Raw genomic sequence first — 24212 nt, forward strand, 5'->3', positions numbered from 1 at the left:
GTGTGCATCAGGTACCGCGATCTAGCCGCAGAGGCTCTAGACCAAAGCAAGTGTGGCAATGCGCCTTGACTGGCCCTAGACTCGATGGGCGGTCTTTTCCAATCCACCAGCTGGAAGTAAACCATGAACAACAATAATAGCCTGCTACGCCACATTCCGTGGCTGGCGCTGGCAGTCATAGGAGCCTGCGCGCTGGGTGTGGTTGCCCTGCGTCGCGGCGAGGCGATCAATGCCTTGTGGATCGTGGTCGCGTCGGTCGCCATCTACCTGGTCGCCTATCGCTACTACAGCCTGTTCATCGCCACCAAGGTGATGCAACTCGACCCCCGCCGAGCCACCCCCGCGGTGCTCAACAACGACGGTCTGGACTACGTCCCGACCAACAAGCACATTCTTTTCGGTCACCACTTCGCCGCCATCGCGGGCGCCGGCCCATTGGTCGGGCCTGTGCTCGCTGCGCAAATGGGCTACCTGCCCGGCACGCTCTGGCTGATCGCCGGTGTGGTGCTGGCGGGTGCGGTACAGGACTTCATGGTCCTGTTCCTGTCCACACGCCGTAACGGTCGCTCGCTGGGCGACATGGTGCGCGAGGAAATGGGCCGTATTCCTGGCACCATCGCCCTGTTCGGCTGCTTCCTGATCATGATCATCATCCTGGCGGTGCTGGCGCTGATCGTGGTCAAGGCCCTGGCCGAAAGCCCATGGGGTATGTTCACCGTGATGGCGACCATCCCGATCGCGATGTTCATGGGCATCTACATGCGCTATATCCGCCCGGGCCGCATCGGCGAGATCTCGATCGTGGGTGTGGTGCTGTTGCTGGGGTCTATCTGGCTGGGGGGCCAGATAGCCGCTGATCCGGTCTGGGGCCCGGCGTTCACCTTCACCGGCGTGCAGATCACCTGGATGCTCGTGGGTTATGGCTTTGTCGCTGCGGTGCTGCCGGTCTGGCTGGTCCTTGCGCCGCGTGACTACCTGTCGACCTTCCTCAAGATCGGCACCATCGTCGGCCTGGCCATCGGCATCCTGATCATCGCGCCAGAGCTGAAAATGCCCGCGCTGACCCAGTTCACCGATGGCACCGGGCCGGTCTGGAAGGGCACCCTGTTCCCGTTCCTGTTCATCACCATCGCCTGTGGCGCGGTGTCCGGCTTCCACGCGCTGATCTCCTCGGGGACCACGCCGAAGCTGCTGGACAACGAAACCAACGCCCGTTACATCGGCTACGGCGGCATGCTGATGGAATCGTTCGTCGCCATCATGGCCATGGTCGCTGCCTCGGTGATCGAACCGGGCGTGTACTTCGCCATGAACAGCCCGGCCGCAGTGGTGGGCGCCGACGTCGCGTCGGTGGCGCAAACGGTCAGCAGTTGGGGCTTCTTGATCACGCCCGAGCAGCTTGAAGCCGTGGCTCGCGATATCGGTGAGCACACCATTCTGGCGCGTGCCGGTGGTGCGCCGACCTTGGCGGTCGGTATTGCCCAGATCTTGCACCAGGTGCTGCCGGGTGAGAACACCATGGCGTTCTGGTACCACTTCGCGATCCTGTTCGAGGCGCTGTTCATCCTCACCGCAGTGGATGCCGGTACCCGTGCCGGCCGCTTCATGCTCCAGGATCTGCTGGGCAGCTTCGTACCGGCGCTCAAACGTACCGAGTCGTGGACGGCCAACCTGATTGGCACCGCAGGCTGCGTAGCGCTGTGGGGCTACCTGCTGTACCAGGGCGTGATCGACCCGCTGGGTGGCATCAACACCCTGTGGCCGCTGTTCGGCATCTCCAACCAGATGTTGGCCGGTATCGCCCTGATGCTGGGCACCGTGGTGCTGATCAAGATGAAGCGTCAACGCTACGTCTGGGTCACCCTGCTGCCGGCTGTTTGGCTGTTGATCTGCACCACCACCGCAGGCCTGATCAAACTGTTCGACCCGAACCCGGCGGTTGGCTTCCTGGCCCTGGCCAAGAAATACAGCACCGCGTTGGACGCCGGACAGGTACTGGCCCCGGCCAAGGACATCGGGCAGATGCAGCACGTGATCTTCAACGCCTACACCAACGCCGGCCTGACCGTGCTGTTCCTGGTGGTGGTATTCAGTGTGCTGTTCTTCGCCGTCAAGGTCGGCTATGCCGCCCTCGGCCGCAAGGAACGCACCGACAAGGAAACCCCGTTCCAGGCCCTGCCTGACGCTTGAGAGGAATGCTGCGATGTTCAACGACCTGGGTCGACTGGGTAAGTACCTGGGGCAGGCAGCCCGCCTGATGGTCGGCATGCCCGACTACGACAACTATGTCGAGCACATGCAGACCAAGCACCCGGACAAGCCGGTGATGAGCTACGAGGCGTTCTTCCGCGAGCGCCAGGAAGCCCGTTACGGTGGCAAGTCCGGGCCTAAGTGCTGTTGAACCCTTAGCTTCAGGTTGTCCCGGCCTCATCGCCGGCACGCCGGCTGCCACCGATGCTCCCCAGCCCTTGAGGCCAGGGGGACCTGTGGCAGCCGACGTGTCGGCGATGAGGCCACCGTTTTTCCGCCCAGGAGAATTTCTGCGTGCACACCCCTATCCCTGTAACCGTCCTGACCGGCTTTCTCGGTGCCGGCAAGACGACCCTGCTCAAGTACATGCTCAAGGCCGAGCACGGCCTGAAAATTGCCGTGATCGAGAACGAGTTCAGTGAGGCGGGTATCGACAGCCAACTGCTGGGCGACGAGCCGGTGCAGGTCATGACCCTGGCCAACGGTTGTGTCTGCTGCAGTATCCATGGCGACCTGACCCGCGCCCTTTACCTGCTGCTCGAGCGCCTGGACGCTGGCGAGATCGCGTTCGACCGCCTGGTGATCGAATGCACCGGCCTGGCCGACCCCGCGCCGGTGGCGCAGACCTTCTTCATTGAAGAAGACCTGCGTGACCGCTACATCCTCGATGGCATCATCACCCTGGTCGATGCGGCTCACGCCGAGCTGCACCTGACCCAGACTATCGCCCAGGCCCAGGTAGGCTTTGCCGATCGCCTGCTGCTGAGCAAGACCGACCTGGTCGAGCCAGCCGCCGTGGCAGCGCTGCGCGAGCGCCTGGGGCGCATCAATGGCCGTGCAGCCATCGGCGTGGTCGAGCAGGGCCGTATCGACCTGGCCGAGCTGCTCGATGTGCGTGGTTTCAATCTCAACCCCGACCTGGGCGCCAACCTCAGGCCGGGCCTGCGCCCAGTGCTCAAGCCCGCCACGCCGGATCGTATTTCCACCTTGGTATTGCGCACCGAGGCCCCGCTGGACATCGACCGCCTCAGCGACTTCATGAATGCGCTGCTGGAAACCCACGGCAAGCAACTCTTGCGCTACAAGGGGGTGCTGAACATTGCCGGTGAAGACCGCCGTCTGGTGTTCCAGGGCGTGCTCAAGCTCTACGGCTTTGACTGGGATGCCGAATGGGCCGAGGGCGAAACGCGCGAAAGCGTGATGGTATTCATCGCCGATGATCTGCCCGAAGCTAAGATTCGGGCTGGGTTCGAGGCGCTGGCTGCGGGCTGAGCCGGTGCGGCGCCTGAGCCTCGAACCATTGCGGCCATGAACTGCGGTGGCGGCTTTGCTCCTCGATGCACGGGATCAGCCGCTCGCTGAGCACCGTGGTTTGCTGCACGGCCTTGGCGGTGCGGTACTTGACGCTGTGGATGCATTCGCGGTCGCCGAACTCGCAGCGGTTGAGCTCGGTGCCGCCACAGGGGCCATTGGCCAGGCCTTTCGGGCAGGTTTCCGGGCAGATGTAGAGCGTGTCTTCCAGGCGGCAGCGGCCGCAGGTATCACAGCCCAGCAGCGGGCGTTTTACGCTGCGTTCCAGGCCATGTAGCAGGCGAGCGCCCCGCGCCGTGGCCCACAATGGTCGGCGCACGGCCCAGCCGAACGCCTGGCTCAGCCAGTTGCCGCGGCTGAACAGCAGGCCATGAAACCCGTGCAGCAGGTGATAGCGCAGTTTCTCCCTGCTGCTTGCACGGACGGTGGACTCACCCTGGCGCCAGGCCGCCTGCGGTGGATGAAAGCTTACCGCGGGCAGGCCCGGCATCTGCCAGCTTTCAGCCCAGGCGGGTGCCCACTGCTGCATTGAATGGATACGTGCCTGCCAATACTCAAGGCGCGCTTCCAGGTCCAGCAGTTGGTTGAGCGCGTGAACCCCCGACAGGTGCACCCCGGCATACCCCATCAACCGCACACCCATGATCTGCAGAGCCAGGCGGTCGACGCTGCGTGCCTGGGCGTAGGCCTTCGATACCGCCGTTTCGGCTTCGAGCATATCCCGCATCGACGGTGTCACGGTGACACCGGCGACGTGGTCAAGCATTGCCGCACGGCCATGGGTCAGGCTCATCAGGCATGCCAGCATCGGTTTCGGCGTGGCCTGGCGGCTCATCCAGTGCATGGCTTCCTGGTGCTTGTTGGCATCGAAACCCAATTGCAGGGTCAGGAAGTCAGCGCCTGCGGCGAGTTTTTTCTCGGCCTTGAAATATTGCGCGCCGCCTTCTTCCTCACGGTATTTGAAAGGGTTGAGTGCGGCCCCGAGCAACCAGTGCGGGCACGCCTGGCGGGCGATCTGCAGGGCAGCGACCGACTCCAGGTAGCGTACCGGGCGTTGTCCGGGTTGGTGGCCGGGCAGACGGTCGCCGGTCAATAGCAAGAGCTGATCGAGGCCGGCGGCATCCATGCGTTGCAGCTGGGCAAGCAGGTGGTGGCGTTCGCGGTCCTTGCCAGAGAAGTGCGGCAGGGCAGGGAAGGGGCTGCTGAAACTGGAGAGCGCGTCCAACGGCGAAAGGTCCAGCGGGCTGCTGACGCGGTCCCCGACGGCCAGGGACATTGGCCAGCCGCACAGGTGCCCGCGGGCCATGATTGCTTCCATGGCGGCGAAGCGTTGCGCCGAGGGCTTGGGTACGAATTCCATGACGCAGACGAAGGTTTTGTCGCGTAGCGCCGATTTCAGCAGGCTCATGGCTGTGGGTTACCTGGGTTGTTCAGGGTGCCATTGTGCGGCAGGCCGTGGGTGGGGTCATGTCCGAGGGCGCAGCTTGCTGCTCTGAATGAGACACCTCGCAGGTTCTGCCCCGGCCCTGTCGCGGCTTGCCGACGACAGGGCCGATACTGGCCAGGTCAGGCCTGAATCAGCGCTCGATCGCCAATGCCACGCCCTGACCGCCGCCAATGCACAGCGTGGCCAGGCCTTTCTTGGCATCGCGCTTGATCATCTCGTGCAGCAGGGTCACCAGCACCCGGCACCCCGAAGCGCCAATGGGGTGGCCCAGGGCAATCGCCCCGCCGTTGACGTTGACCCGCTCAGCATCCCATTCCAGCGCCTTGCCAACCGCCAGGGCCTGTGCGGCGAACGCCTCGTTGGCCTCGATCAGGTCCAGGTCGGCCAGTTGCCAGCCGGCCTTGGCCAGGCAACGTTCGGTGGCCGATACGGGGCCAATGCCCATGATCGCCGGGTCGACGCCCGCGCTGGCATACGCTGCAATTTTCGCCAGCACCGGCAGCCCCAGGGCCTGGGCTTTGTTTGCGCTCATCAACAGCACGGCCGCCGCACCATCGTTCAGGCTGGAGGCGTTGCCTGCGGTGACGCTGCCATCTTTCTTGAACGCAGGACGCAGTTTGGCCAGGGAGTCGGCGGTGGTGTCCGGGCGTGGCTGCTCATCACGGTCGAAGACCTTGGGGTCACCTTTCTTTTGCGCCAGTACGATTGGCGTGATTTCGTCCTTGAAGCGTCCGGCTTCGATTGCGGCAACGGCCTTGCGTTGCGATTCGGCGGCAAAAGCATCCTGCTGCTCGCGGGTGAGCGCATACTTCTCCACCAGGTTTTCTGCCGTGATACCCATGTGGTAGTCATTGAAAGCATCCCACAGGCCGTCGGTGATCATGCTGTCGATCAGTTGCCCGTGGCCCATGCGTTGGCCGGTGCGTGCCGAAGGCATCACGTATGGGGCCAGGCTCATGTTCTCCTGGCCGCCGGCGATCACCACGTCGGCGTCGCCGCAGCGGATCGCCTGGGCTGCCAGGTGCAGGGCCTTCAGGCCCGAACCGCACACTTTGTTCAAGGTCAGCGCAGGCACGGTGTAGGGCAGGCCGGCCTTGATCGCGGCCTGGCGGGCGGGGTTCTGTCCGGCGCCTGCGGTAAGGACTTGGCCGAGAATCACCTCATCGACCTGGGACGGGGCCAGTCCGGTCTGCTCCAGCAACTGCTTGATCACCGCAGCGCCGAGGTCAACGGCGGGCACGGTGGCCAGGGCGCCTTGAAAGCTGCCAATCGCGGTGCGGGTTGCGGCGACGATGACCACATCGTTCATCTTGTTGTTCTCCGTGCAGGGTGGGCGCCGGATGGGCGCAGTGTTACCAGCATCGGCGGCTTCGGCTCATTTGTTAAGTTTGTTTTTCTTAGGGATTGATGTGGAAAGCAAATGAATAGGGGGCCGTCCCGGCGGGGTCGGTGCGTCGACCGGCCCCGGCGGCAAACAGCGAAACCGGCCATGGCCGTTTTGCATCCCTCCAATCACCCCGTAATATGTGTCGGATAACCTGTGGGGGTAGTCTCACCCTCTGATCAATTGGAATCGCCCAAGGCGGCGCTTCCCGGCATAAACCTGACGAGGTACAGACATTGGCCATCATTCATCCTAAGGTTCGCGGTTTCATCTGCACCACGACTCACCCGAAGGGCTGCGAGCTCAACGTCCGTGACCAGATCGAAGCCACCCGCAAGCTGGGCGTGCGCGAGGATGGCCCCAAGAAGGTCCTGGTCATTGGCGCATCCAGCGGCTACGGCCTGGCTGCACGCATCACTGCGGCGTTCGGCTTCAAGGCCGACACCCTGGGTGTTTTCTTCGAAAAACCAGGCACTGAAACCAAGGCCGGTACTGCCGGCTGGTACAACGCTGCAGCGTTCGACAAGTTCGCCAAGGCCGAAGGCCTGTACAGCAAATCGATCAATGGTGACGCCTTCTCCGACGAAGCCCGTGCCAAGGTCATCGAGCTGATCAAGAACGAAATGGGCGGCAAGGTCGACCTGGTCATCTATTCGCTGGCCTCGCCCGTGCGCAAGCTGCCGCAGACCGGTGAGCTGATCCGCTCTGCGCTCAAGCCGATCGGCGAGCCGTACAAGTCGACCGCCATCGACACCAACAAGGACACCATCATCGAGGCCAGCATCGAGCCGGCCACCGAGCAGGAAATCGCCGACACCGTCACCGTCATGGGGGGCCAGGACTGGCAGCTGTGGATCGACGCCCTGGCTGGCGCCGATGTGCTGGCCGAAGGCGCGCGCACCGTGGCATTCAGCTACATCGGTAGCGACATCACCTGGCCGATCTACTGGCACGGTGCCCTGGGCCGGGCCAAGCAGGACCTGGACGAAACCGCGTTGCGCCTGAACCAGAAACTGGCCAGTGACGTGAAAGGCGGCGCCAACGTGGCGGTGCTCAAGTCGGTGGTGACCCAGGCCAGTTCGGCCATCCCGGTCATGCCGCTGTACCTGTCCATGGTCTTCAAGATCATGCAGGAGAAGGGTGTTCACGAAGGTACCCAGGACCAGCTCGACCGCATGTTCCGTGAGCGTATGTTCCGTGCCGATGGCCAGCCTGCCGAGGTCGACGAGAAAGGCCGCCTGCGCCTGGACGACTGGGAGCTGCGTGACGACGTGCAAGGCGCCTGCAAGGCCCTGTGGCCAGCCGTGACCACCGAGAACCTGTTCGAGCTGACCGACTACGCCGGTTACAAGAAGCAGTTCCTCAACCTGTTCGGCTTCGAGCGCGCTGATGTCAACTACGACGAAGACGTAGCGACCGATGTGAAGTTCGACTGCATCGAGCTGTAAGGTGCACCTGGGCTTGCCCCTTCGCGGGGCAAGCCCACGCCCACACAGGAAGTAGGCGCTGCCAAAACCTGTCGAAGCGGACCTGCCCCGCGAAGCGGCCGGTACAGACCAAAGTTTTTTTGCTAGCGTTGGCGCACAACAACAGGAAAGCGCGCCATGAGCAGCCTCACCCAGCCCGCCACACCTCTGCGCCACACCACAGCCGACGGCTACAGCCTCGGCGGCTTCTACTGGCGTCATGCCCAGGCCAACCCCCAACGCCCGCTGGTGATCATCAACGCCGCCACGTCCGTGCGCTGCCGTTATTACTCGCGCTTTGCCGACTACCTGTTCGCCCAGGGCTGCGACGTACTGACCTATGACTACCGTGGCATCGGCGAATCGCGGCCGCCTGAACTGCGCGGTTTCCAGGCCTCCTGGAGCGACTGGGGCCAGCTGGATTTCGAAGCCATGCTGGCCTACGCCTCCCAGGCGTTTCCTGGGCAGCCCGTGGATGTCGTTGGCCACAGCTTCGGCGGTTGCGCCGTGGGGCTGGCGCCGTCTGCTGGGCAGGTCAGACGGGTGGTAATGGTCGGTGCGCAGTTTGCCTACTGGCGCGACTACGCCGCCGATCAGCGTTGGCGGCTGTTCGGTAAATGGCACGTGGTGATGCCGTTGCTGACCCGGGTATTCGGTTACTTCCCGGGCAAGCGCCTGGGCTGGATGGAAGACACCCCTGCCGGTGTCGTACATGACTGGACTACCCGTACCCCGCGCTATGAGCATCGGCCCAGCGGGCGCAGGTTGCAGAGGGTGCCCTTTGCACAGGTGCGGGCAGCGACGCTGGCAATCAGCCTCACCGATGACCCGTTTGGCACCGTAGCGGCGACAGAGCGATTGCTAGGGTATCTGCAAGGTGCCGAGCGGCTGCATCTGCGGATTGCGCCTGTGGATATCTCGGTCGATGACATTGGCCATTTCGCGTTTTTCCATGACCGGTTCCGCGACAGCCTGTGGCCGATTGCACTGCAGTGGTTGCAGCGAGGCGAGGTGCCAAAGCCGTGGGAAACACGGCTCATCAGGTGAGTGGGCCGCTCAGCGGCCCACTGGCGTTCAGGCCAGGCGTTGCAGCGGCTGGCCGGCGAACTGGACCCCGGCCAGGCCGTGCTGGATCAACGCACGGATATTGCCGTGGTCCGTGCCCTCAGGCGTGGCCACCACATCGCGGTAGTGCTCACCGAAGGCCAGCAAGGCCTCCTGGTCACTCAGGCCTTCCAGCAGAGCCAGGCCCAGGGTCTTGCACGAGCCTTCGTTCTGCCCGGCGGCGTTTTCCACGCCTCCGTTGCGAAAGGCCTGGGGCTGGTAGCTGTAGTGGGCAGTGATGAACGCCAGGGTGTCGGCAAACGCGTGTTCGCCGCTGGCCAGGCTGGCGCGCAGGGTGTTCAGATCAGTCACGAGGTTTTCCTTTTTCAAACGCCGCTTGCTGGTCGGTGCTGGCTTCTTTCTGGTATTGGGCTTTCCACTCGGCGTAGGGCATGCCGTACACCGCCTCGCGGGCGTCATCCAGGCTGATGTCGACCTGGCGCTCGTCGGCGGCAGCCTTGTACCACTTGGACAGGCAGTTGCGGCAGAAGCCGGAGAGGTTCATCAGGTCGATGTTCTGCACATCGGTGCGCTGTTGCAGGTGATCGACCAGGCGCCGGAAGGCGGCGGCTTCGAGTTCGAGCTGTTGTTGCTCAGTCATGGGCGTTCTCTCAGGTCATGCGGTTCTTCAGGTGGCGGCCACCGTTGATGACCACCTGGCTACCGGTACTGTACTGGCTGGCGAGCAGGTACTTCACGGTCTCGATCAGTGGCGCGGCGCCGGGTTCGAATTCCAGCAGGGCCTTTTTGAGGGTCTGCTGACGGTACGCTTCGTCACCCCCTTCCTTGAGGATCAACAAGCCAGGCAGGATACCGTTGACGTGTACCTTGGGCGCATATTTCTCGGCGAACGACAGCACCATGTTCTGCAGGGCGGCCTTGGTCGCGGCATAGCCGATATGGCTCTTGCTGCCCCGCGAGGAGGTTTCGTCGCAGATATGGATGATGTCGGCCTTGCCGACCTTGGCCAGCAGGTCGCCCAGGGCCAGGTTGAGGTGGTAAGGCGCCTCCACGTGCAGGCGGAACATGGTGTCGAGGTTATCGAGGCCGTCGTCGAGCCACAGCGAGGCGTTGTGGATGATTGCGCGCAGCCCGTCGTAGTGCTGCTGGAGGTAGTCGATCAAGGCCTGGCGGTCGGCTGCCAGGCACAAGTCGGCCTGAAACTGCACGATATTGGGGTGAGCAGGCTGCGGCTGAAGGCTGCGGCTGGCACTGACCACGGTATGGCCGGCCTGTGCCAGTTCAAGGGCCAGGGCCAGGCCGACGCGCTGGCTGGCTCCGGTAACGAGAATTGGGCTATTCATGTGCGGGCGGTCAACTTGTCTGTCCTGTCGTTGCCGCCCAGCATACCCGAACTGTTTCGCAGTTGTATGGCCTGGCCTCAGCGGCTGCGCAGGGCGGCGCCGGTACGCGGCGAGGGGTGCAGCCAGTTGGCCAGCAGGCGGGTGGAGAGGGGGATGAACAGGTAGACCATGACCGGCGTCAGGGCCAGGGTGCTAAGCATTACGCGCGGTATCAGTTCCAGCGGCGCCAACCAGTGGCCGAACACGGCATTGAACAGCAGCGACACAGGGAAAAAGGCTAGCCAGATGGCCACGGCTTGCTTCCAGCGCGGCGGTTTTTGCACTCTATTGGTGCCAAACCAGTCGTCAATGCCGCTGACGCGCCTCTCTTTGGGGCGCTCGAACAGGCCGTTGCCGCGCTGCAGCCAGGCGCGCCGCGAGGCGGAATGCTCCCATGCGTGCAGAGTGGGTTCGTCGCTGAAACGGAAGATGATCTGGAATTCATCGCCATCGTGGGGTGGCGCCAGGATGCCCGAGCCCAGGTAGCCGGGGAAGTCGGTGGCCAGCTGCTCGCCTTCGTGAAGCCAGGCCAGCAAGTCCTGGAAGCGGCCATGGGCGGCGCGCCGCGACACCATCAAGGTGACGGGTGGGGTAGACATCGTGTATCTCCTGACGGCGGGGCTGGCGGGTAGCTGGCCCCTGGTTTGCGTGGCCCGGGGTGGTGGGCGACGCAAGTGCACATGCAAGAATCGGGCGCGTTTGGCCCAGCGCTGGGTCTACGGCTGCACGTGCAGCTCTGGATGGGCCTGGCGATGGGCCCGTAGGATGTATTGGCGCAAGCGCTCGATTTCATCGGCCGGGCTGCGGCTGAGGTCGTAGGCGGCCAGGTCTGGGCCGATGCGTCGGCGAAGCCTGCCGTGCAGTTCGATCGGCGCAATGCCGCCCGGCGCAAAGCGCAGGTCAAAACGCGCAGGGGCCTCCGACGGGCCGCGTATTTCCACCAACGCGCCTTTGAAGGAAATATCGCGGACCAACAGGCCACTGGCGTGACCTTGTGCGTTCAGCAGTGCGCTTGGCTGGTCCATCGACAGGCGCCAGGCGCGCTGCGCGGGGCCGTCTTCGTAGATTTCCGGTGAGCCGATCTGCAGGTGTACGGCGTGGAATTCGTCCTCTACCAACTGCAGCGGGAAGCTGATCTGCTGGTTGTTGAACTGTGCCTGCAAGGTGACCTGCTTGCTGGCCACCAGGCGGGTAAGCAGGGACTGAATATCGGGGTCGCCATTGACCAGCAGGCTGGACGTGGGATCAGCCAGGTTCAGTTGCGGGGAATGCTGCATGTTCTGGATGAATTCCAGCTCATCCTGGGTCAGGAGCGCATCGGCTTGCATGATCGAACTCGGAGGTAGCGATTTCTTCAACGGGATGGACCGTGCCTGGGGCGCTTGGTTCAGGTGCGCTTGTTGGAATTCCGACGAGCGTGCAGTTGCGCGTTGATCATGTTCGGTCGTGGAGCGAAAAGCGGACGTTGGTATAGGCGGCCTTTTGCCAGCGCCGAATGCTAGTATCCTACGTTTTCAGTCAGTTTCGGAATCCTCTTCCTGATGAAAGTCGCCATTATTTCCGGCTCGGTGTACGGCACCGCCGAAGAAGTCGCCCGCCATGCCGAAGCGCTGCTCAAGGCCGCAGGCTTGCAAGCCTGGCACGCTGCCCGTGCCACCCAGCAGGACCTCGAAGGTTTCGCCCCTGATGCCTTGCTCGCGGTGACGTCGACCACTGGCATGGGCGAGCTGCCGGACAACCTCATGCCGCTGTACAGCGCCCTGCGTGACACGCTGCCCGCTGCCTGGCGTGGCCTGCCAGGTGCGGTGATTGCCTTGGGCGACTCCAGCTATGGCGATACCTACTGTGGCGGTGGCGAGCAGATGCGCGAGCTGTTTGCCGAACTGGGTGTGCGTGAGGTGCAACCGATGCTGCAGCTCGATGCCAGCGAAACCGTGACCCCAGAGGCCGACGCCGAGCCGTGGTTGGCAGCGTTTGCCCAGGCCCTCAAGGCCTGAGGCATCCTGAACCCTGCGCCTTGTGCAAGCGGGTTCACCCGCGAAGAGGCCGGCATGAGCGGCTCATTGCTGGCCGGCCGGCCCCGTCCGCACCAATTCCAGCCAGGCTTGGGCGGCGCGTGATAAATAGGCCCCGCGCCGCCAGATGAAGGCAATGTCCCACCGCAGGTAATCTGGCGCGCTCAAGGGCAGACGCACCACCCCGGGGCGTTCCAGTGCCCTGGCTACCACCTGTGGCAATAGCACCACGCCCTGGCCTGCCGCCACCAAGGCGACCAGAAAGTCCGCTTGGCCACTGCGGCCACCTTCCTTCGGGGTGAAACCCTGCTGCTGGCACGCCTTGAGCAACCGGTCATTGAGCACGAAGCTGCGTTGGTAAAGCAGAAAGGGGGTGGCGGCCAACTCGCCCAGAGCCACCTGCTGCTTGCCTGCCAGCTCATGCCCGGTGGGCAACATGGCGTCCAGAGGCTCATTGCAGAACGGCTGGTATTCGAACGCCGGGTCACTGGGCGTGAGGCTGCCGCCCAGCTCCAGTTCGCCGCTGTGCACAGCCTGCTCGACGCTGCGGCTGCCCCCCTCGAGCAACTGGATGGAAATGTTCGGGTGTCGCCGACGGTACTCGGCGAACAAACCGGCGAACAGGGCATCGCTACCCAGCATCGGCAAGCCCAGGCGCAGTTCACCACGCGCCATATAGCTGAGGTCGTCCAGTTCGCTGAGCAACGCTTGGCGTTGGCGCAGCAATGCTTCGCCCCGTTCCAGCACGATACGCCCCGCTGCGGTCAGGTGCAGGTGCGAAGCCTGGCGCTCGAGCAAGAGCTGGCCCACATCTTGCTCAAGCTGGGCGACCTGTTTGCTCACGGCAGACTGGCTGATGTGCAAGGTCTGCGCGGCCTGGGTGAAGCCCCCGCGGTGGACCACTTCGATGAAGCTGCGCAGCTGTTTGAATTCCATGTTCACAATTCCATTATGGAATGGAGGCAAGTCTAACAATTCGCTTCTGGCCTAGGCAGCCCGCTCTTAAAATGAAGGCCTGTTGAGGACACCCCCATGAAACCCGCGTTATTGAAAAAGCCCTTGCGCCTGCTCGTGGAGCTGGCGGTCTTGCTTGCATTGTTCTTGTTCGGCGGCCAGTTGGCCGACTGGCTCGGCTGGCCGATCCCCGGCGGCGTCATGGGCCTGGCGCTGCTGTTGCTGCTGTTCGCCTGCGGGGTGATCAAACCGGCTACGTTGCAATTGGGCGCCGGCTGGCTCATGGCCGAGATGCTGCTGTTCTTCATCCCGGCTTTGATGAGTCTGCTCGATTACGGCAGCCTGGTGCGCGACGAAGGCTGGCGCATCCTGTTGGTGATTGCCGTGAGCACACTGATGGTCATGGTGGTGACCGCCCTGACCGTGGAGCTGGTGTGCCGCTGGAGGCTGCGCCATGAGCCTTGAACCCATGCCCCTGTTCTGGCTGGCGCTGACGCTGTTGGCGTACCTGGGCAGCCGCTGGCTGTACCGGCGTACCGGGCGTTACCTGATGTCGCCGTTGATCCTGGTGCCCGCACTGTTGTTGGCAGTGGCAGTACCGTTGCACACCGCCTATGCCGAATACGCCCGCAACACACATTGGCTGATGAGCGTGCTGGGCCCGGTCACCGTGGCGTTCGCGGTACCGATCTGGCAACAGCGCGCAATGCTGGCCCGGCACTGGCCGGCACTGTTGGTCGGAATGGTGGCCGGCAGTGCGGCCTCCATCGCCAGCTCCTGGGGGCTGGCTCATCTGCTGGCGCTGGATAACGCGATCAGCCTGTCGCTGGTGCCTCGTTCGATCACCACGCCGTTCGCCATGCCGCTGGCCCATGACTTGGGCGGGGTACCGGAGCTGACGGCAGTGTTCGTGATGTTCACCGGTGTGCTGGGCGCCATGTTCGGGGGTGTGCTGCTGCGCTGGTTACCGTTGCGTACACCGCTGGCGCGCGGCGCGCTGTTCGGCGTTGGCGCGCATGGCGCGGGGGTCAGCCGTGCCCAGGAAGTGGGGCGCGAAGAAGGCTCGGTTGCCGGTCTGGTCATGGTCCTCACCGGCTTGCTCAACCTGTTCGCCGCCCCCCTGCTGACGCGGGTACTGTGACCGTTCGTGCCACTGACTCGCTCGGTCATCAAGCTGGCTGGCAACGCAAGTTTCACCGGTTTGGGTGCTGACTAGACTCAGCCTCGACATAGAGAGCACATGTAAGTGCCGAGGTGACATGCAATGACCGCAGCCTTGCCCTATACCCTCAACCGTTATTCACCGGGACGATTCTGATGCCTTTGGCCGAGATACCATTGTGCGTCTGGCGTACCCGGGCTCAGAGTTTTTCATTCCGGGGCCAGAGCATCCGCTACTGGACCGCAGGGCAAGGAGAGCCCCTGCTGCTGTTGCATGGATTCCCCACCGCCAGTTGGGATTGGCACTACCTGTGGGCGCCGCTGGCCCAGCGTTTCCGGGTCATCGCCTGCGACATGCTGGGCTTTGGTGATTCGGCCAAGCCGCTCAACCACGCTTACAACCTGATGGAGCAAGCCGACCTGCAACAGGCGTTGCTTGCCCACCTCAAGGTCGACCAGCCCGTGCACCTGCTGTCGCACGACTACGGCGGCAGCGTGGCGCAGGAGTTGCTGTGCCGGCACCACGAAGACCGTGCATCGCTCGCCAGTTGTGTGTTCCTCAACAGCGGCTTGTTCCCCGAAAGTTGCCATGTGCTGCTAATCCAGAAACTGCTGCTCAGCCGCCTGGGGTGGCTGGTGGCGCGCTCGTTCGGGCGCGACGACCTGGTGCGCAATGTCACCCACGTCTACGGGCCCTGCACCCATCCCAGTGAAAGCGCGCTGGATGACTGCTGGAGCTTGATCGCTGCCAATGGCGGCACCCGCATCCTGCACAAGCTGGTCGGTTTCGTGACTGAGCGCAGGATGCACCGCGAGCGTTGGGTAGGCGCCCTGCAACGCGAAGGCGTGCCCCTGCGCTTCATCAATGGGACCGTCGACCCGCTGTCTGGTGCGCGCATGGTAGAGCGCTATCGGCAGTTGGTGCCCAACCCGGATACCGTGCAACTGCAAGGCATTGGCCATTACCCGCATACCGAAGCGCCGGTACAGGTACTGCGTCATTACCTGGCCTTTCGCGAACACTTGCTGAGTTACCTGCCGCAGAAAGTCGCCTGGTCCTGACCTGGCTGGCATCTTCCTGGTTTATTGCCTGGCATTCAGCCTGGGCGAGCTTGATTGTCCGCTGGCAGGGGCTGGCGGACACTCGAGCGTGTCCAACCTGAGCGGGAGCCATGAGCATGAGCGAGCCGGTACGTCTGCAAGACCGTGTGGTGATTGTCACAGGGGCCGGTGGCGGCCTGGGGCGCGCCCATGCGCTGCTGTTTGCCGCCCGGGGCGCCAAGGTGGTGGTCAATGACCTCGGAGGGTCGACCCACGGCGAAGGTGCCAGCGCTTCGGCAGCCGATCGGGTGGTGGCCCAGATTCGTGCCGCTGGGGGGGCGGCAGTGGCCAGCCATGATTCGGTCAGCGACGGCGCGCGCATCGTCGAACAGGCCATGGACAGTTTTGGCCGGGTCGATGTGTTGGTGAACAACGCCGGCATCCTGCGCGACAAGACATTCCACAAGATGGACGACAGCGACTGGGACCAGGTGTATCAGGTCCACGTCGAAGGTGCGTACAAGGTGACCCGTGCAGCCTGGCCGCATTTGCGCGAGCAGAACTGGGGCAGGGTGATCTTCACGGCCTCGACATCGGGCATCTATGGCAACTTCGGCCAGGCCAACTACGGCATGGCCAAGCTGGGGTTGTACGGTTTGACCCGTACCTTGGCCATCGAAGGGCGCAGGCATGGCGTGCTGGTCAATGCCATTGCGCCAACGGGTGGCACGCGCATGACCGAGGGGCTGATTCCGCCACAGGTGTTCGAGCGTCTCAAGCCTGAACTGGTCAGCCCCTTGGTGGTGTACCTGGGCAGCGAGCAGTGCCAGGACAGCGGTCAATTGTTCGAGGTGGGTGGGGGCTGGATAGGCAAGGTGCGTTGGGAGCGCAGCCTCGGGGTGGGCTTCGACCCCCGTGAAGGGGTTACCCCGGAGCAGGTGGCCGACAGCTGGGCGCAGATCGGTGATTTTGCCGAGGCAGTGCATCCGCAAGACAGCTTGCAGGCGCTGCAGCAAATGATGGCGAACGTGCAGAGGTACCCGCTGGGGTGATTTTTTGTGGTCTGTGTTCGCCGGTTTGCGGGTCATACCGATACCAGAATGGTTCACCCATAAAAAAAGCCGCTGCAAACGCAGCGGCCAATCGAGACGTTAGATCAAGGAGCTTCAAAATCTACGTCGGTGAACCTCGCGGGCCTGAAAGGCGGGGGGTAGAGCCCTTCATGCCGGCCAGTGAGTTAAGAATAAGGGCTTGATCCGGTAGGAAAAATAGCCCCAACTGACATTCACCTTTACGTTTCGGGCAACAGTGCCGGGTTCACTCATCAGGCTGTCGGCGAATAGCCCATGCGCCAGCTGGTGTCCTTCGCTGCTGCCAGCAAGCGCCGCGCCGCAGGGCCATGCTCATCGGCGTGGAAGATCGACGTCGGCCCTACAACGGTCATCACTGCCGCGATCTGCCCCATGGCATTGAACACCGGCGCTGATAGCGCATCCACGCCCGGCATCAGCAACCCGTGCACATGGTGCAGCCCACGCTCGCGGATCCCGGCAAGCAATACCTCGTAGTCGCTGGCGCTGTGCTGCAGCGCGGCCAGTTCACGGTCGCGCAGGTCCACGGTCTCGCGCTCAGGCAAGTAGGCGGCGAATACCAGCCCGGTGGAGGAGCTGAGCAGCGGCAGCACCGAGCCGATCTGCGTCACTACCGTGACGGCACGGACCGCAGGCTCGATGCTCACCACGGTTGCGCCCTGGTTACCCCACACGGCGATAAAGCAGCTTTCATTGAGTTCATCGCGCAGCTGCGACAGCGGCAGCGCTGCCACTTTCAGCACGTCGATGCTACCCAGCGCTGCCAGCCCCACCCGCAATGCTTCACGGCCAAGCCCGTAATGGTTGGTGGCGGCATCCTGCTCGGCAAAGCCACTGGCGATCAGCGCCTGCAGGTAACGGTGCACCTTGCTTGCCGGCATCTGCACGTGTTCTGCCAGGCGCGACAGCGGGGTGGACGGGGACAGCTCGGCAAGGGCCTTGAGAATGTCGGTGCCGACTTCCGCCGAGCGGACCTTCTGTTTGCCGTTGTCGGTGGGGGAGCTGGCTTTGGCCATGGTTGGGCAACTTCCGAATGTGCAGGTCGCGCCTTTATAGCTTGACGCCTTGCAGGGAGCAAATTACGTTATTCGTAATCAGATTACGATAAAAACAAAATCCGGAGGCTTCGATGAACCGCGACCCGTCCCCCGACCTTCACTACCTGAGCGGTTTCGGCAACGAATTCGCCAGTGAAGCATTGCCCGGCGCGCTGCCTGTCGGGCAGAACTCACCGCAGAAGGCCCCTTACGGGCTGTACGCCGAGCTACTGTCGGGTACGGCGTTCACCATGGCCCGCAGCGAACTGCGCCGTACCTGGTTGTATCGCATCCGCCCCTCGGCCTTGCACCCGCGATTCGAGCGCCTGGCCCGTCAGCCGCTGACGGGGCCGCTGGGTGAGATCACCCCTAATCGCCTGCGCTGGAGCCCCCAACCGATCCCCAGCGAGCCAACCGATTTCATCGAGGGCTGGCGGCCGATGGTGGCTAACTCGGCGGCGCAAAAGCCGGCGGGGGTCAGCATCTACATCTACTGCGCCAATCGCTCCATGGACCGGGTGTTCTTCAATGCCGACGGCGAGTTGCTGCTGGTGCCGGAGCAGGGCCGCCTGCGCATCGCCAGCGAACTGGGCGTGATGGAGGTCGAGCCGCTGGAGATTGCCGTGATACCCCGTGGCATGAAGTTTCGCGTCGAACTGCCCGAGGGCCACGCTCGCGGCTATATCGCCGAAAACCACGGCGCGCCACTGCGCCTGCCCGACCTGGGGCCGATCGGCAGCAACGGCCTGGCCAACCCGCGTGACTTCCTCACGCCCGTTGCGCACTACGAAGAGGCTGAAGGGCCGGTGCAACTGGTGCAGAAGTTCCTCGGCGAGCACTGGGCCTGCGAGCTGCAGCATTCGCCGTTGGACGTGGTTGCCTGGCACGGCAGCAACGTGCCCTACAAATACGACCTGCGCCGTTTCAACACCCTTGGCACGGTCAGCTTCGATCACCCCGACCCGTCGATTTTTACCGTGCTGACCTCGCCAACGAGCGTGCACGGCCTGGCCAACATGGACTTCGTGATTTTCCCACCGCGCTGGATGGTGGCCGAGAATACCTTCCGTCCGCCATGGTTCCACCGCAACCTGATGAACGAGTTCATGGGCCTGATCAGCGGTGCCTACGACGCCAAGGCCGAAGGTTTCCTGCCTGGCGGTGCGTCGTTGCACGGTGTGATGAGCGCCCACGGGCCTGATGCCGAGACGTGCGAAAAGGCCATCGCCGCCGAGTTGGCGCCGCACAAGATCGACAACACCATGGCGTTCATGTTCGAGACCAGCCAGGTGCTGCGCCCGAGCAGCGATGCCCTCGAAAGCCCGCAATTGCAGGCCGATTACGACAGTTGCTGGGCCACGCTGCCGAGCACCTTCAACCCGAACCGGAGATAACCCATGAACCAGACCGCCATTGCCCGTAGTTGGGTAGAGCATGCCAATGGGCACCGCGACTTCCCGCTGCAGAACCTGCCGCTGGGCATCTTCAGCCGTCCGGGTGAAGCGCTGCGTTGTGGTGTGGCCATCGGTGATGCCATTCTCGACCTGGAGGCCGTGTTGGCCGCAGGCCTGTTCGATGGCCAGGCCAAGGCCGCCGTGCAGGCCACCCGTGGCGGGGCGCTGAACGCCTTCTTCGCGCTGGGTCGCAAGGCCCGCGTGGCCCTGCGCGAGCGGTTGCTGGTGCTGCTGGGTGAGCACAGCGAACACCAGGCCACGCTGGAGGCTGCGCTGTATCCGGCCAGTGACTGCCAGCTACACCTGCCCGCCAAGGTCGGTGATTACACCGACTTCTACGTGGGCATCGAACACGCCACCAACGTCGGCAAGCTGTTCCGCCCCGACAACCCCCTGCTCCCCAACTACAAGTATGTGCCGATCGGTTATCACGGCCGTGCTTCGACCTTGCGTCCTTCAGGTACCGATGTTCGCCGTCCCAAGGGCCAGACGCTGCCTGCAGGTCACAGCGAACCCAGCTTCGGCCCGTGTGCGCGGCTGGACTACGAGCTTGAGTTGGGCATCTGGATCGGCCAGGGCAACGAGATGGGGCAGGCCATTGCCATTGGCGAAGCCGAGCAGCACCTGGCAGGCCTGTGTTTGCTCAACGACTGGTCGGCGCGGGACATCCAGGCCTGGGAGTACCAGCCATTGGGCCCGTTCCTGTCGAAGAGTTTCATCACCACGCTTTCGCCTTGGGTGGTGACCGCCGAGGCACTGGAGCCATTCCGCTGCGCGCAACCCGCGCGGCCGGCAGGTGACCCGCAGCCATTGCCGTACCTGCTGGACGCGCGTGACCAGGCCACTGGCGCGTTCGATATCGAGCTGGAAGTGTTGCTGCTCACCGAACGCATGCGTGAGCAAGGCCTGCCGCCCCACCGCCTGGCCCTGAGCAATACCTTGAACATGTACTGGACCGTGGCGCAGTTGATCGCCCACCACAGCGTCAACGGCTGCCAGTTGCAGCCAGGCGACCTGTTCGGTAGTGGCACGCTGTCCGGCCCCACGCCTGACGCCTATGGCAGCCTGCTGGAAACCACTGTGGGCGGCAAACAGCCGGTGGAACTGGCCAGCGGCGAGGTGCGCACGTTCCTCGAGGACGGCGATGAGGTCATCCTGCGTGCCCGTTGCCAGCGAGAGGGGGTGGCGAGCATCGGCTTTGGTGAATGCCGCGGCAAGGTCGTTGCGGCCAACTGAGGGAGCAGCGCCATGGACCTGTACACCTACTACCGTTCCACCTCCTCATACCGGGTGCGTATCGCCTTGGCGCTCAAGGGCCTGGAATACCAGGCCCTGCCGGTCAACCTGCTCCAAGGGGAGCAGCGCGGCAGCGCTTACGTCGCGGTGAATCCGCAAGGCCGCGTGCCGGCCTTGCGCACCGATGGCGGTCAGCTGCTGGTGCAGTCCCCGGCGATCATCGAATACCTGGACGAGGTTTATCCACAGCCTGCGCTGTTGCCAGCGGGTGCCGAAGCGCGGGCCCAGGTCCGTGGCGTGGCGGCGATCATCGGTTGCGATGTTCATCCGCTGCACAACGTCAGTGTGCTCAACCAACTGCGTCAGCTGGGCCATGACGAGGGGCAGGTCAACCAGTGGATTGCCCATTGGGTCGGCCAGGGCCTGGCGGCCGTGGAACAATTGATCGGTGAACGCGGCTACTGCTTTGGCGACGCGCCTGGGCTGGCGGATGTCTACCTGATACCGCAGCTGTATGCCGCCGAGCGTTTCAACCTCGACCTGGGCGGTTACCCGCGTATTCGTCGGGTTGCGGCGCTTGCCGCCGAGCACCCGGCCTTTGCCAAGGCGCATCCGTCGTGCCAGGTGGATACGCCGGCTCAGTGAATCGAACGGTTGGCTGCCGGTAGCTTGCCGATGCGCTCGGAAAGCTTCAGGCGTTGCACCGGGTCGTCGCTCAACAGCAGGGCATGCTCCAGGTCGAAACGCTCGGCCTGCGGGCAATCGAGCTGTTGATACAGCGAGGCGCGCGTCATGTAGTCGCTGACCTGCACCGGGCCAAGTTGCATGACCCGTTCAGCGTCGATCAGGGCGGCGAGGTGGTTGTCATTGCTCATGTGCAACTGGCGCAGGTTACGGGACAGGCGTTGCAGCATCTGCGCAGGGCTTGCCGTACGCAGGTGCTCGGCGGTGAGCGGGACCTGGGGGCCGAACTGGCGGGCAAGCAGCTCGCGGCAGTCGTTGGGGTACAGGCGCCGGCCGCCGCAAGGGTCGAGCAGGTGGTCGGCGCCGGGTACGCGCAACAGGAAGTGGCCAGGGAATGCCACCCCTTCCAACGGGATCGACAGGCGCTGGGCGAGTTCCAGGGTGAGGATGGCCAGCGCGAGCGGCTGGCCACGGCGGCGCTGCAGGACCTTGTCCAGCAGTGCCGCCTGTGGGCGCAAGGGGTGATATTCGTCCTGCTGAAACCCCAACGCATTCAACTGGCGCAGCAGCGGCTGGGCCAGTTCGCTCAAAGGCAGCATCGGCAGGCTGGCACTGATTTCAGCTTGCAGGTTGTGCAGTGTGGCAAAACTCGCTGCGGGCTCGACCTTTCGATCATGCTCGGCGGCGATCCACAGGGCGGCTTCCAGCAGGGCGACAGGCTCGCGTTCCAGGCAGGCCAGGCAGGCTTGGCGTGGGTTCATGGGGCTTCTCCACTTCGCTTGAGTATTAGCCCTGGCCCGGTGATTCGTCCAGTGGTCCGGTGACAGCTTGGTGCGTGAGGGGCTGCCTATACTGGTAGGAGCACCTCGTTGGGGAGCCCGTCGATGTTCGCGCTGATGCAAAGCACCCGTACCCAGTCGTTGCACCTGTTTGTCGACCCGCCAACTGGCCTGAAGGCGGTGGTGGCGATTCACAGCCAAACCCTGGGCCCGGCAATGGGGGGGTGCCGCTACCTGCCTTATGCCGATGACGAAAGTGCCATGGCGGACGCCATCCGCCTGGCTCAAGGCATGAGCTACAAGGCAGCACTGGCTGGGTTGCCGTTGGGTGGCGGCAAGGCCGTGATCATGCGTAACCCCCATGTGGAAAACCGCGCGGCCTTGTTCGAAGCGTTCGGCCGGTTCATCGATACCCTGCATGGGCGCTTCATCATCGCCGTGGACAGCGGAACCTCTACGCTGGACATGGACTGCATCGCCCAAAGCACGCCCCACGTGACCAGTACCACTGCCTCGGGCGATCCATCGCCGCATGCGGCCATGGGCGTGTTCGCGGGCATCCGAGCCACGTCGCGGGCGCGCTTGGGCAGCGGCAATCTCGAAGGTTTGCGGGTGGCGGTGCAAGGGCTGGGGAATGTCGGCTACGCCTTGGCCGAGCAGTTGCACGCAGCTGGGGCTGAGTTGCTGGTGAGCGACCTGGACCCGGGGCGCGTGCGCCTGGCCGTAGAGCAGTTCAATGCCCACCCGGTTACCAACGACGCGCTGCTCAGTACACCCTGCGATATTTTTGCGCCTTGTGGCGTGGGCCCTGTGCTCAACGGGCAGACCGTGATGCAGCTGCGTTGCGCGGCGGTCGCTGGCGCTGCGAACAACCAGCTGACCACCTTGCAGGTGGCAGACCAGCTGGAGTCGCGCGGCATTCTTTACGCACCGGACTATGTGATCAATGCGGGCGGGTTGATCTACGTGGCGATGAAGCACCGGGGTGAAGAACTGGGGACCATCACTGCGCACCTGGCGCGCATACCGACCCGGCTGACCGAAGTGTTCGCCCATGCCCAGGCCGAGAAACGCTCGCCGGCACGTGTGGCGCAGATGCTGGCGGAGCGGTTGTTATACGGCTGAGGCGCCTTCGAGCAGTTCGGCCAATGCATCTGGCTGGCTTTTGAACGCGCGGGCAAACACATCGCGGTTCTTGGCCATGTAAATGCCAGCCTCTTCGACCTGCTGTTCGGTCAGCGAAGGTACCGCCTTGTGCAGCACCTCGGCCAGGCGCTCGGCCAGTTCGAGCATCTTGTCGTGACGATCTGCTTCGGCCTTATCCATGAACAAGCGCTCCGGGTCGCGGCTGCTGCGGTACACCACTTCGACGGCCATTCATCACCTCTGTGCCTTTTTTGCGGTTAAGTGAACAATTACTGTATCCATATACAGTAATGGCAATGACACCCCAGGCGCAACCCTTGCCGTAAAAAAGCCTGCCCACAGGTGCCTTGCGGCAATCGGCCGCCTTCCAACGCAGGGGCCTGGCCCTTTAACTGCATGGCACAAATGTCACAGGCGTGACGCATCATCCTTCAGGGCGTATCGGGGAGTGGGACATCGTGAACATCAAATGGGCGGAAAAGCTGCGCAAAGGCCTGCATGGCTCAGCCGATTCGCTGGGCAATCTGTGCGTCGAAGCGTTTCATTACCTGGCGCTGTTCGGTATCGGCGCAATTACCGCCTATGCGGCGGTGATGACGTTCCTGGACATGCTTGGCAAGGGTGGGGTCAGCGTCGATGACATTCTGTTGCTGTTCATCTACCTGGAGCTGGGGGCGATGGTCGGGATCTACTTCAAGACCAACCATATGCCAATCCGCTTTCTGCTGTACGTGGCGATCACCGCGCTGACGCGCCTGCTGATCGGCGATGTCTCGCACCACAAGGCGCCGGACGAGGGGCTGTTGTACCTGTGCGGCGGCATCCTGTTGCTGGCGTTCTCCATCCTGGTGGTGCGCTACGCGTCGTATCGCTACCCTTCGACCAAGGTGCTGGACGCCAACGGCAAGGAAGTGGAGGAGGGCAAGTAGCCCTCAGTTGGCAATGAAGTGTCGCGGCTGATGGCGCGGGTCGCGGGTCAGGGCGGCAAGTACCTGCAAGGGGTTCTGCCCCCGTTCGATGGCCAGGCCCAGGCGGATGCTGTCGATCACCCGCTGCAGCCGCGCCGGGTCGTTGCGCTGGGCCTGGCTGATCAGCCGCTTGGCCACCACGCCCGCGTCGTCGGACAGGGTCAGCATGATGCTGCCGTCCAGGCGTTCGATGCTCAGGTTGATCCGGTATTCGGGGGCGAAGGCGGCGCTGATCTGCTCGAAGGGGTTGTGCATGGTCGGTATCTGCAGTGAAGGATTGCAGGGGTTGACTCAACCCCAGGCCGATTGGTTCAGGGCCGCTGATCGGCAGCAATGAAAAT

The 24212-nt window shown here is 63.6% G+C and carries 27 protein-coding genes; 15 read left to right on the forward strand and 12 right to left on the reverse strand.

Translation table 11 applies throughout. The annotated features are described in order from the left end of the window. Window positions 1-123: 123 nt before the first annotated feature. The 3 genes from L6D80_RS09230 (at window position 124) to yjiA (ending at window position 3522) form a co-directional block, all read left to right on the forward strand. Complete coding sequence (locus L6D80_RS09230) at window positions 124-2190, forward strand: carbon starvation CstA family protein (protein WP_054899155.1); 2067 nt, start codon at window positions 124-126, stop codon at window positions 2188-2190. A gap of 13 nt (window positions 2191-2203) precedes the next feature. Then, window positions 2204-2401: a YbdD/YjiX family protein gene (locus tag L6D80_RS09235; RefSeq protein ID WP_008094130.1), complete on the forward strand. Its 198-nt coding sequence runs from the start codon at window positions 2204-2206 to the stop codon at window positions 2399-2401. A gap of 143 nt (window positions 2402-2544) precedes the next feature. Beyond that, window positions 2545-3522 (forward strand): GTPase, encoded by a 978-nt coding sequence (gene yjiA / locus L6D80_RS09240; protein ID WP_054899156.1) that lies wholly within the window; start codon window positions 2545-2547, stop codon window positions 3520-3522. Here the strand turns inward: yjiA and L6D80_RS09245 are convergent. Together L6D80_RS09245 and L6D80_RS09250 are read right to left on the reverse strand one after the other, a co-directional pair. Further along, a complete protein-coding gene (locus tag L6D80_RS09245) occupies window positions 3482-4969 on the reverse strand; it encodes a methylenetetrahydrofolate reductase C-terminal domain-containing protein (RefSeq protein WP_176515642.1) in 1488 nt (495 codons plus the stop codon). The genes yjiA and L6D80_RS09245 overlap by 41 nt on opposite strands. 169 nt (window positions 4970-5138) lie before the next feature. Next, a complete protein-coding gene (locus L6D80_RS09250) occupies window positions 5139-6317 on the reverse strand; it encodes an acetyl-CoA C-acetyltransferase (protein ID WP_176515644.1) in 1179 nt (392 codons plus the stop codon). A 311-nt stretch (window positions 6318-6628) separates the two neighbouring features. Between L6D80_RS09250 and fabV the strand changes: the two genes are divergently transcribed. Both fabV and L6D80_RS09260 read left to right on the forward strand, forming a co-directional pair. Beyond that, entirely contained in the window at window positions 6629-7840 is a 1212-nt protein-coding gene (fabV, locus tag L6D80_RS09255) for an enoyl-ACP reductase FabV (protein WP_054899159.1), read from the forward strand. A gap of 156 nt (window positions 7841-7996) precedes the next feature. After that, window positions 7997-8905, forward strand: coding sequence for an alpha/beta hydrolase family protein (locus L6D80_RS09260; RefSeq protein WP_176515646.1), 909 nt, complete (start codon window positions 7997-7999; stop codon window positions 8903-8905). A gap of 27 nt (window positions 8906-8932) precedes the next feature. Here L6D80_RS09260 and L6D80_RS09265 read toward each other — a convergent pair whose 3' ends face one another. From L6D80_RS09265 to L6D80_RS09285, 5 genes are all read right to left on the reverse strand, one after another. Beyond that, window positions 8933-9274 carry a HopJ type III effector protein gene (locus tag L6D80_RS09265; protein WP_054899161.1) on the reverse strand — a complete coding sequence of 114 codons (342 nt, stop codon included), beginning with the start codon at window positions 9272-9274 and terminating at the stop codon, window positions 8933-8935. Next, the gene (locus tag L6D80_RS09270; protein ID WP_176515648.1) at window positions 9267-9563 is read right to left on the reverse strand and encodes a DUF1244 domain-containing protein; all 297 of its coding nucleotides are present in this window, start codon (window positions 9561-9563) and stop codon (window positions 9267-9269) included. Before L6D80_RS09270 ends, L6D80_RS09265 begins: the two co-directional genes overlap by 8 nt. A gap of 10 nt (window positions 9564-9573) precedes the next feature. Then, a complete protein-coding gene (gene folM / locus L6D80_RS09275; RefSeq protein ID WP_054899163.1) occupies window positions 9574-10266 on the reverse strand; it encodes a dihydromonapterin reductase in 693 nt (230 codons plus the stop codon). A 77-nt stretch (window positions 10267-10343) separates the two neighbouring features. Next, entirely contained in the window at window positions 10344-10904 is a 561-nt protein-coding gene (locus L6D80_RS09280) for a putative antibiotic biosynthesis monooxygenase (RefSeq protein ID WP_054899164.1), read from the reverse strand. 117 nt (window positions 10905-11021) lie between these two features. Then, window positions 11022-11633: a PilZ domain-containing protein gene (locus tag L6D80_RS09285; protein WP_176515650.1), complete on the reverse strand. Its 612-nt coding sequence runs from the start codon at window positions 11631-11633 to the stop codon at window positions 11022-11024. A 213-nt stretch (window positions 11634-11846) separates the two neighbouring features. Here L6D80_RS09285 and L6D80_RS09290 point away from each other — a divergent pair, with 213 nt between their 5' ends. Then, window positions 11847-12302, forward strand: coding sequence for a flavodoxin (locus L6D80_RS09290; RefSeq protein ID WP_054899166.1), 456 nt, complete (start codon window positions 11847-11849; stop codon window positions 12300-12302). 63 nt (window positions 12303-12365) lie between these two features. On the opposite strand, the gene L6D80_RS09295 is transcribed toward L6D80_RS09290, so the two are convergent. After that, window positions 12366-13256, reverse strand: coding sequence for a LysR family transcriptional regulator (locus L6D80_RS09295; RefSeq protein WP_176515652.1), 891 nt, complete (start codon window positions 13254-13256; stop codon window positions 12366-12368). A 96-nt stretch (window positions 13257-13352) separates the two neighbouring features. Between L6D80_RS09295 and L6D80_RS09300 the strand changes: the two genes are divergently transcribed. The 4 genes from L6D80_RS09300 to L6D80_RS09315 all read left to right on the forward strand — a co-directional run bounded on the left by L6D80_RS09300 (window position 13353) and on the right by L6D80_RS09315 (window position 16528). Beyond that, entirely contained in the window at window positions 13353-13739 is a 387-nt protein-coding gene (locus tag L6D80_RS09300; RefSeq protein WP_054899168.1) for a CidA/LrgA family protein, read from the forward strand. Further along, window positions 13729-14415, forward strand: coding sequence for an LrgB family protein (locus tag L6D80_RS09305; RefSeq protein WP_176515654.1), 687 nt, complete (start codon window positions 13729-13731; stop codon window positions 14413-14415). Before L6D80_RS09300 ends, L6D80_RS09305 begins: the two co-directional genes overlap by 11 nt. A gap of 176 nt (window positions 14416-14591) precedes the next feature. Then, the gene (locus L6D80_RS09310; RefSeq protein WP_054899170.1) at window positions 14592-15497 is read left to right on the forward strand and encodes an alpha/beta fold hydrolase; all 906 of its coding nucleotides are present in this window, start codon (window positions 14592-14594) and stop codon (window positions 15495-15497) included. A 116-nt stretch (window positions 15498-15613) separates the two neighbouring features. Then, the gene (locus L6D80_RS09315) at window positions 15614-16528 is read left to right on the forward strand and encodes an SDR family oxidoreductase (protein ID WP_176515656.1); all 915 of its coding nucleotides are present in this window, start codon (window positions 15614-15616) and stop codon (window positions 16526-16528) included. 272 nt (window positions 16529-16800) lie between these two features. On the opposite strand, the gene L6D80_RS09320 is transcribed toward L6D80_RS09315, so the two are convergent. Next, window positions 16801-17583: an IclR family transcriptional regulator gene (locus L6D80_RS09320; RefSeq protein ID WP_054899171.1), complete on the reverse strand. Its 783-nt coding sequence runs from the start codon at window positions 17581-17583 to the stop codon at window positions 16801-16803. A gap of 113 nt (window positions 17584-17696) precedes the next feature. Between L6D80_RS09320 and hmgA the strand changes: the two genes are divergently transcribed. Genes hmgA through maiA form a run of 3 tightly spaced genes read left to right on the forward strand, consistent with a single transcriptional unit; the run spans window position 17697 to window position 20939 of the window. After that, entirely contained in the window at window positions 17697-18998 is a 1302-nt protein-coding gene (gene hmgA, locus L6D80_RS09325; protein WP_176515658.1) for a homogentisate 1,2-dioxygenase, read from the forward strand. A gap of 3 nt (window positions 18999-19001) precedes the next feature. After that, on the forward strand, window positions 19002-20294 hold the full coding sequence (gene fahA, locus L6D80_RS09330; protein WP_176515660.1) for a fumarylacetoacetase: 1293 nt from the start codon (window positions 19002-19004) through the stop codon (window positions 20292-20294). 12 nt (window positions 20295-20306) lie between these two features. After that, on the forward strand, window positions 20307-20939 hold the full coding sequence (maiA, locus tag L6D80_RS09335; protein WP_176515662.1) for a maleylacetoacetate isomerase: 633 nt from the start codon (window positions 20307-20309) through the stop codon (window positions 20937-20939). Here maiA and L6D80_RS09340 read toward each other — a convergent pair. Beyond that, complete coding sequence (locus L6D80_RS09340; protein WP_054899175.1) at window positions 20933-21739, reverse strand: SirB1 family protein; 807 nt, start codon at window positions 21737-21739, stop codon at window positions 20933-20935. The two genes, maiA and L6D80_RS09340, sit on opposite strands and share 7 nt — an antisense overlap. A gap of 123 nt (window positions 21740-21862) precedes the next feature. On the opposite strand from L6D80_RS09340, the gene L6D80_RS09345 reads away from it, so the two are divergent. Then, window positions 21863-22882: a Leu/Phe/Val dehydrogenase gene (locus L6D80_RS09345; protein WP_054899176.1), complete on the forward strand. Its 1020-nt coding sequence runs from the start codon at window positions 21863-21865 to the stop codon at window positions 22880-22882. On the opposite strand, the gene L6D80_RS09350 is transcribed toward L6D80_RS09345, so the two are convergent. Next, window positions 22871-23134, reverse strand: coding sequence for a YebG family protein (locus tag L6D80_RS09350; protein ID WP_054899177.1), 264 nt, complete (start codon window positions 23132-23134; stop codon window positions 22871-22873). The genes L6D80_RS09345 and L6D80_RS09350 overlap by 12 nt on opposite strands. A gap of 227 nt (window positions 23135-23361) precedes the next feature. On the opposite strand from L6D80_RS09350, the gene L6D80_RS09355 reads away from it, so the two are divergent. Further along, window positions 23362-23832, forward strand: coding sequence for a phosphate-starvation-inducible protein PsiE (locus tag L6D80_RS09355; protein ID WP_054899178.1), 471 nt, complete (start codon window positions 23362-23364; stop codon window positions 23830-23832). A gap of 3 nt (window positions 23833-23835) precedes the next feature. On the opposite strand, the gene L6D80_RS09360 is transcribed toward L6D80_RS09355, so the two are convergent. Further along, window positions 23836-24126, reverse strand: a complete 291-nt coding sequence (locus L6D80_RS09360; RefSeq protein ID WP_054899179.1) for a DUF3509 domain-containing protein — start codon at window positions 24124-24126, stop codon at window positions 23836-23838. Window positions 24127-24212 lie beyond the last annotated feature (86 nt).

This window comes from Pseudomonas ceruminis, assembly GCF_021602025.1.
Taxonomy (GTDB): domain Bacteria; phylum Pseudomonadota; class Gammaproteobacteria; order Pseudomonadales; family Pseudomonadaceae; genus Aquipseudomonas; species Aquipseudomonas ceruminis.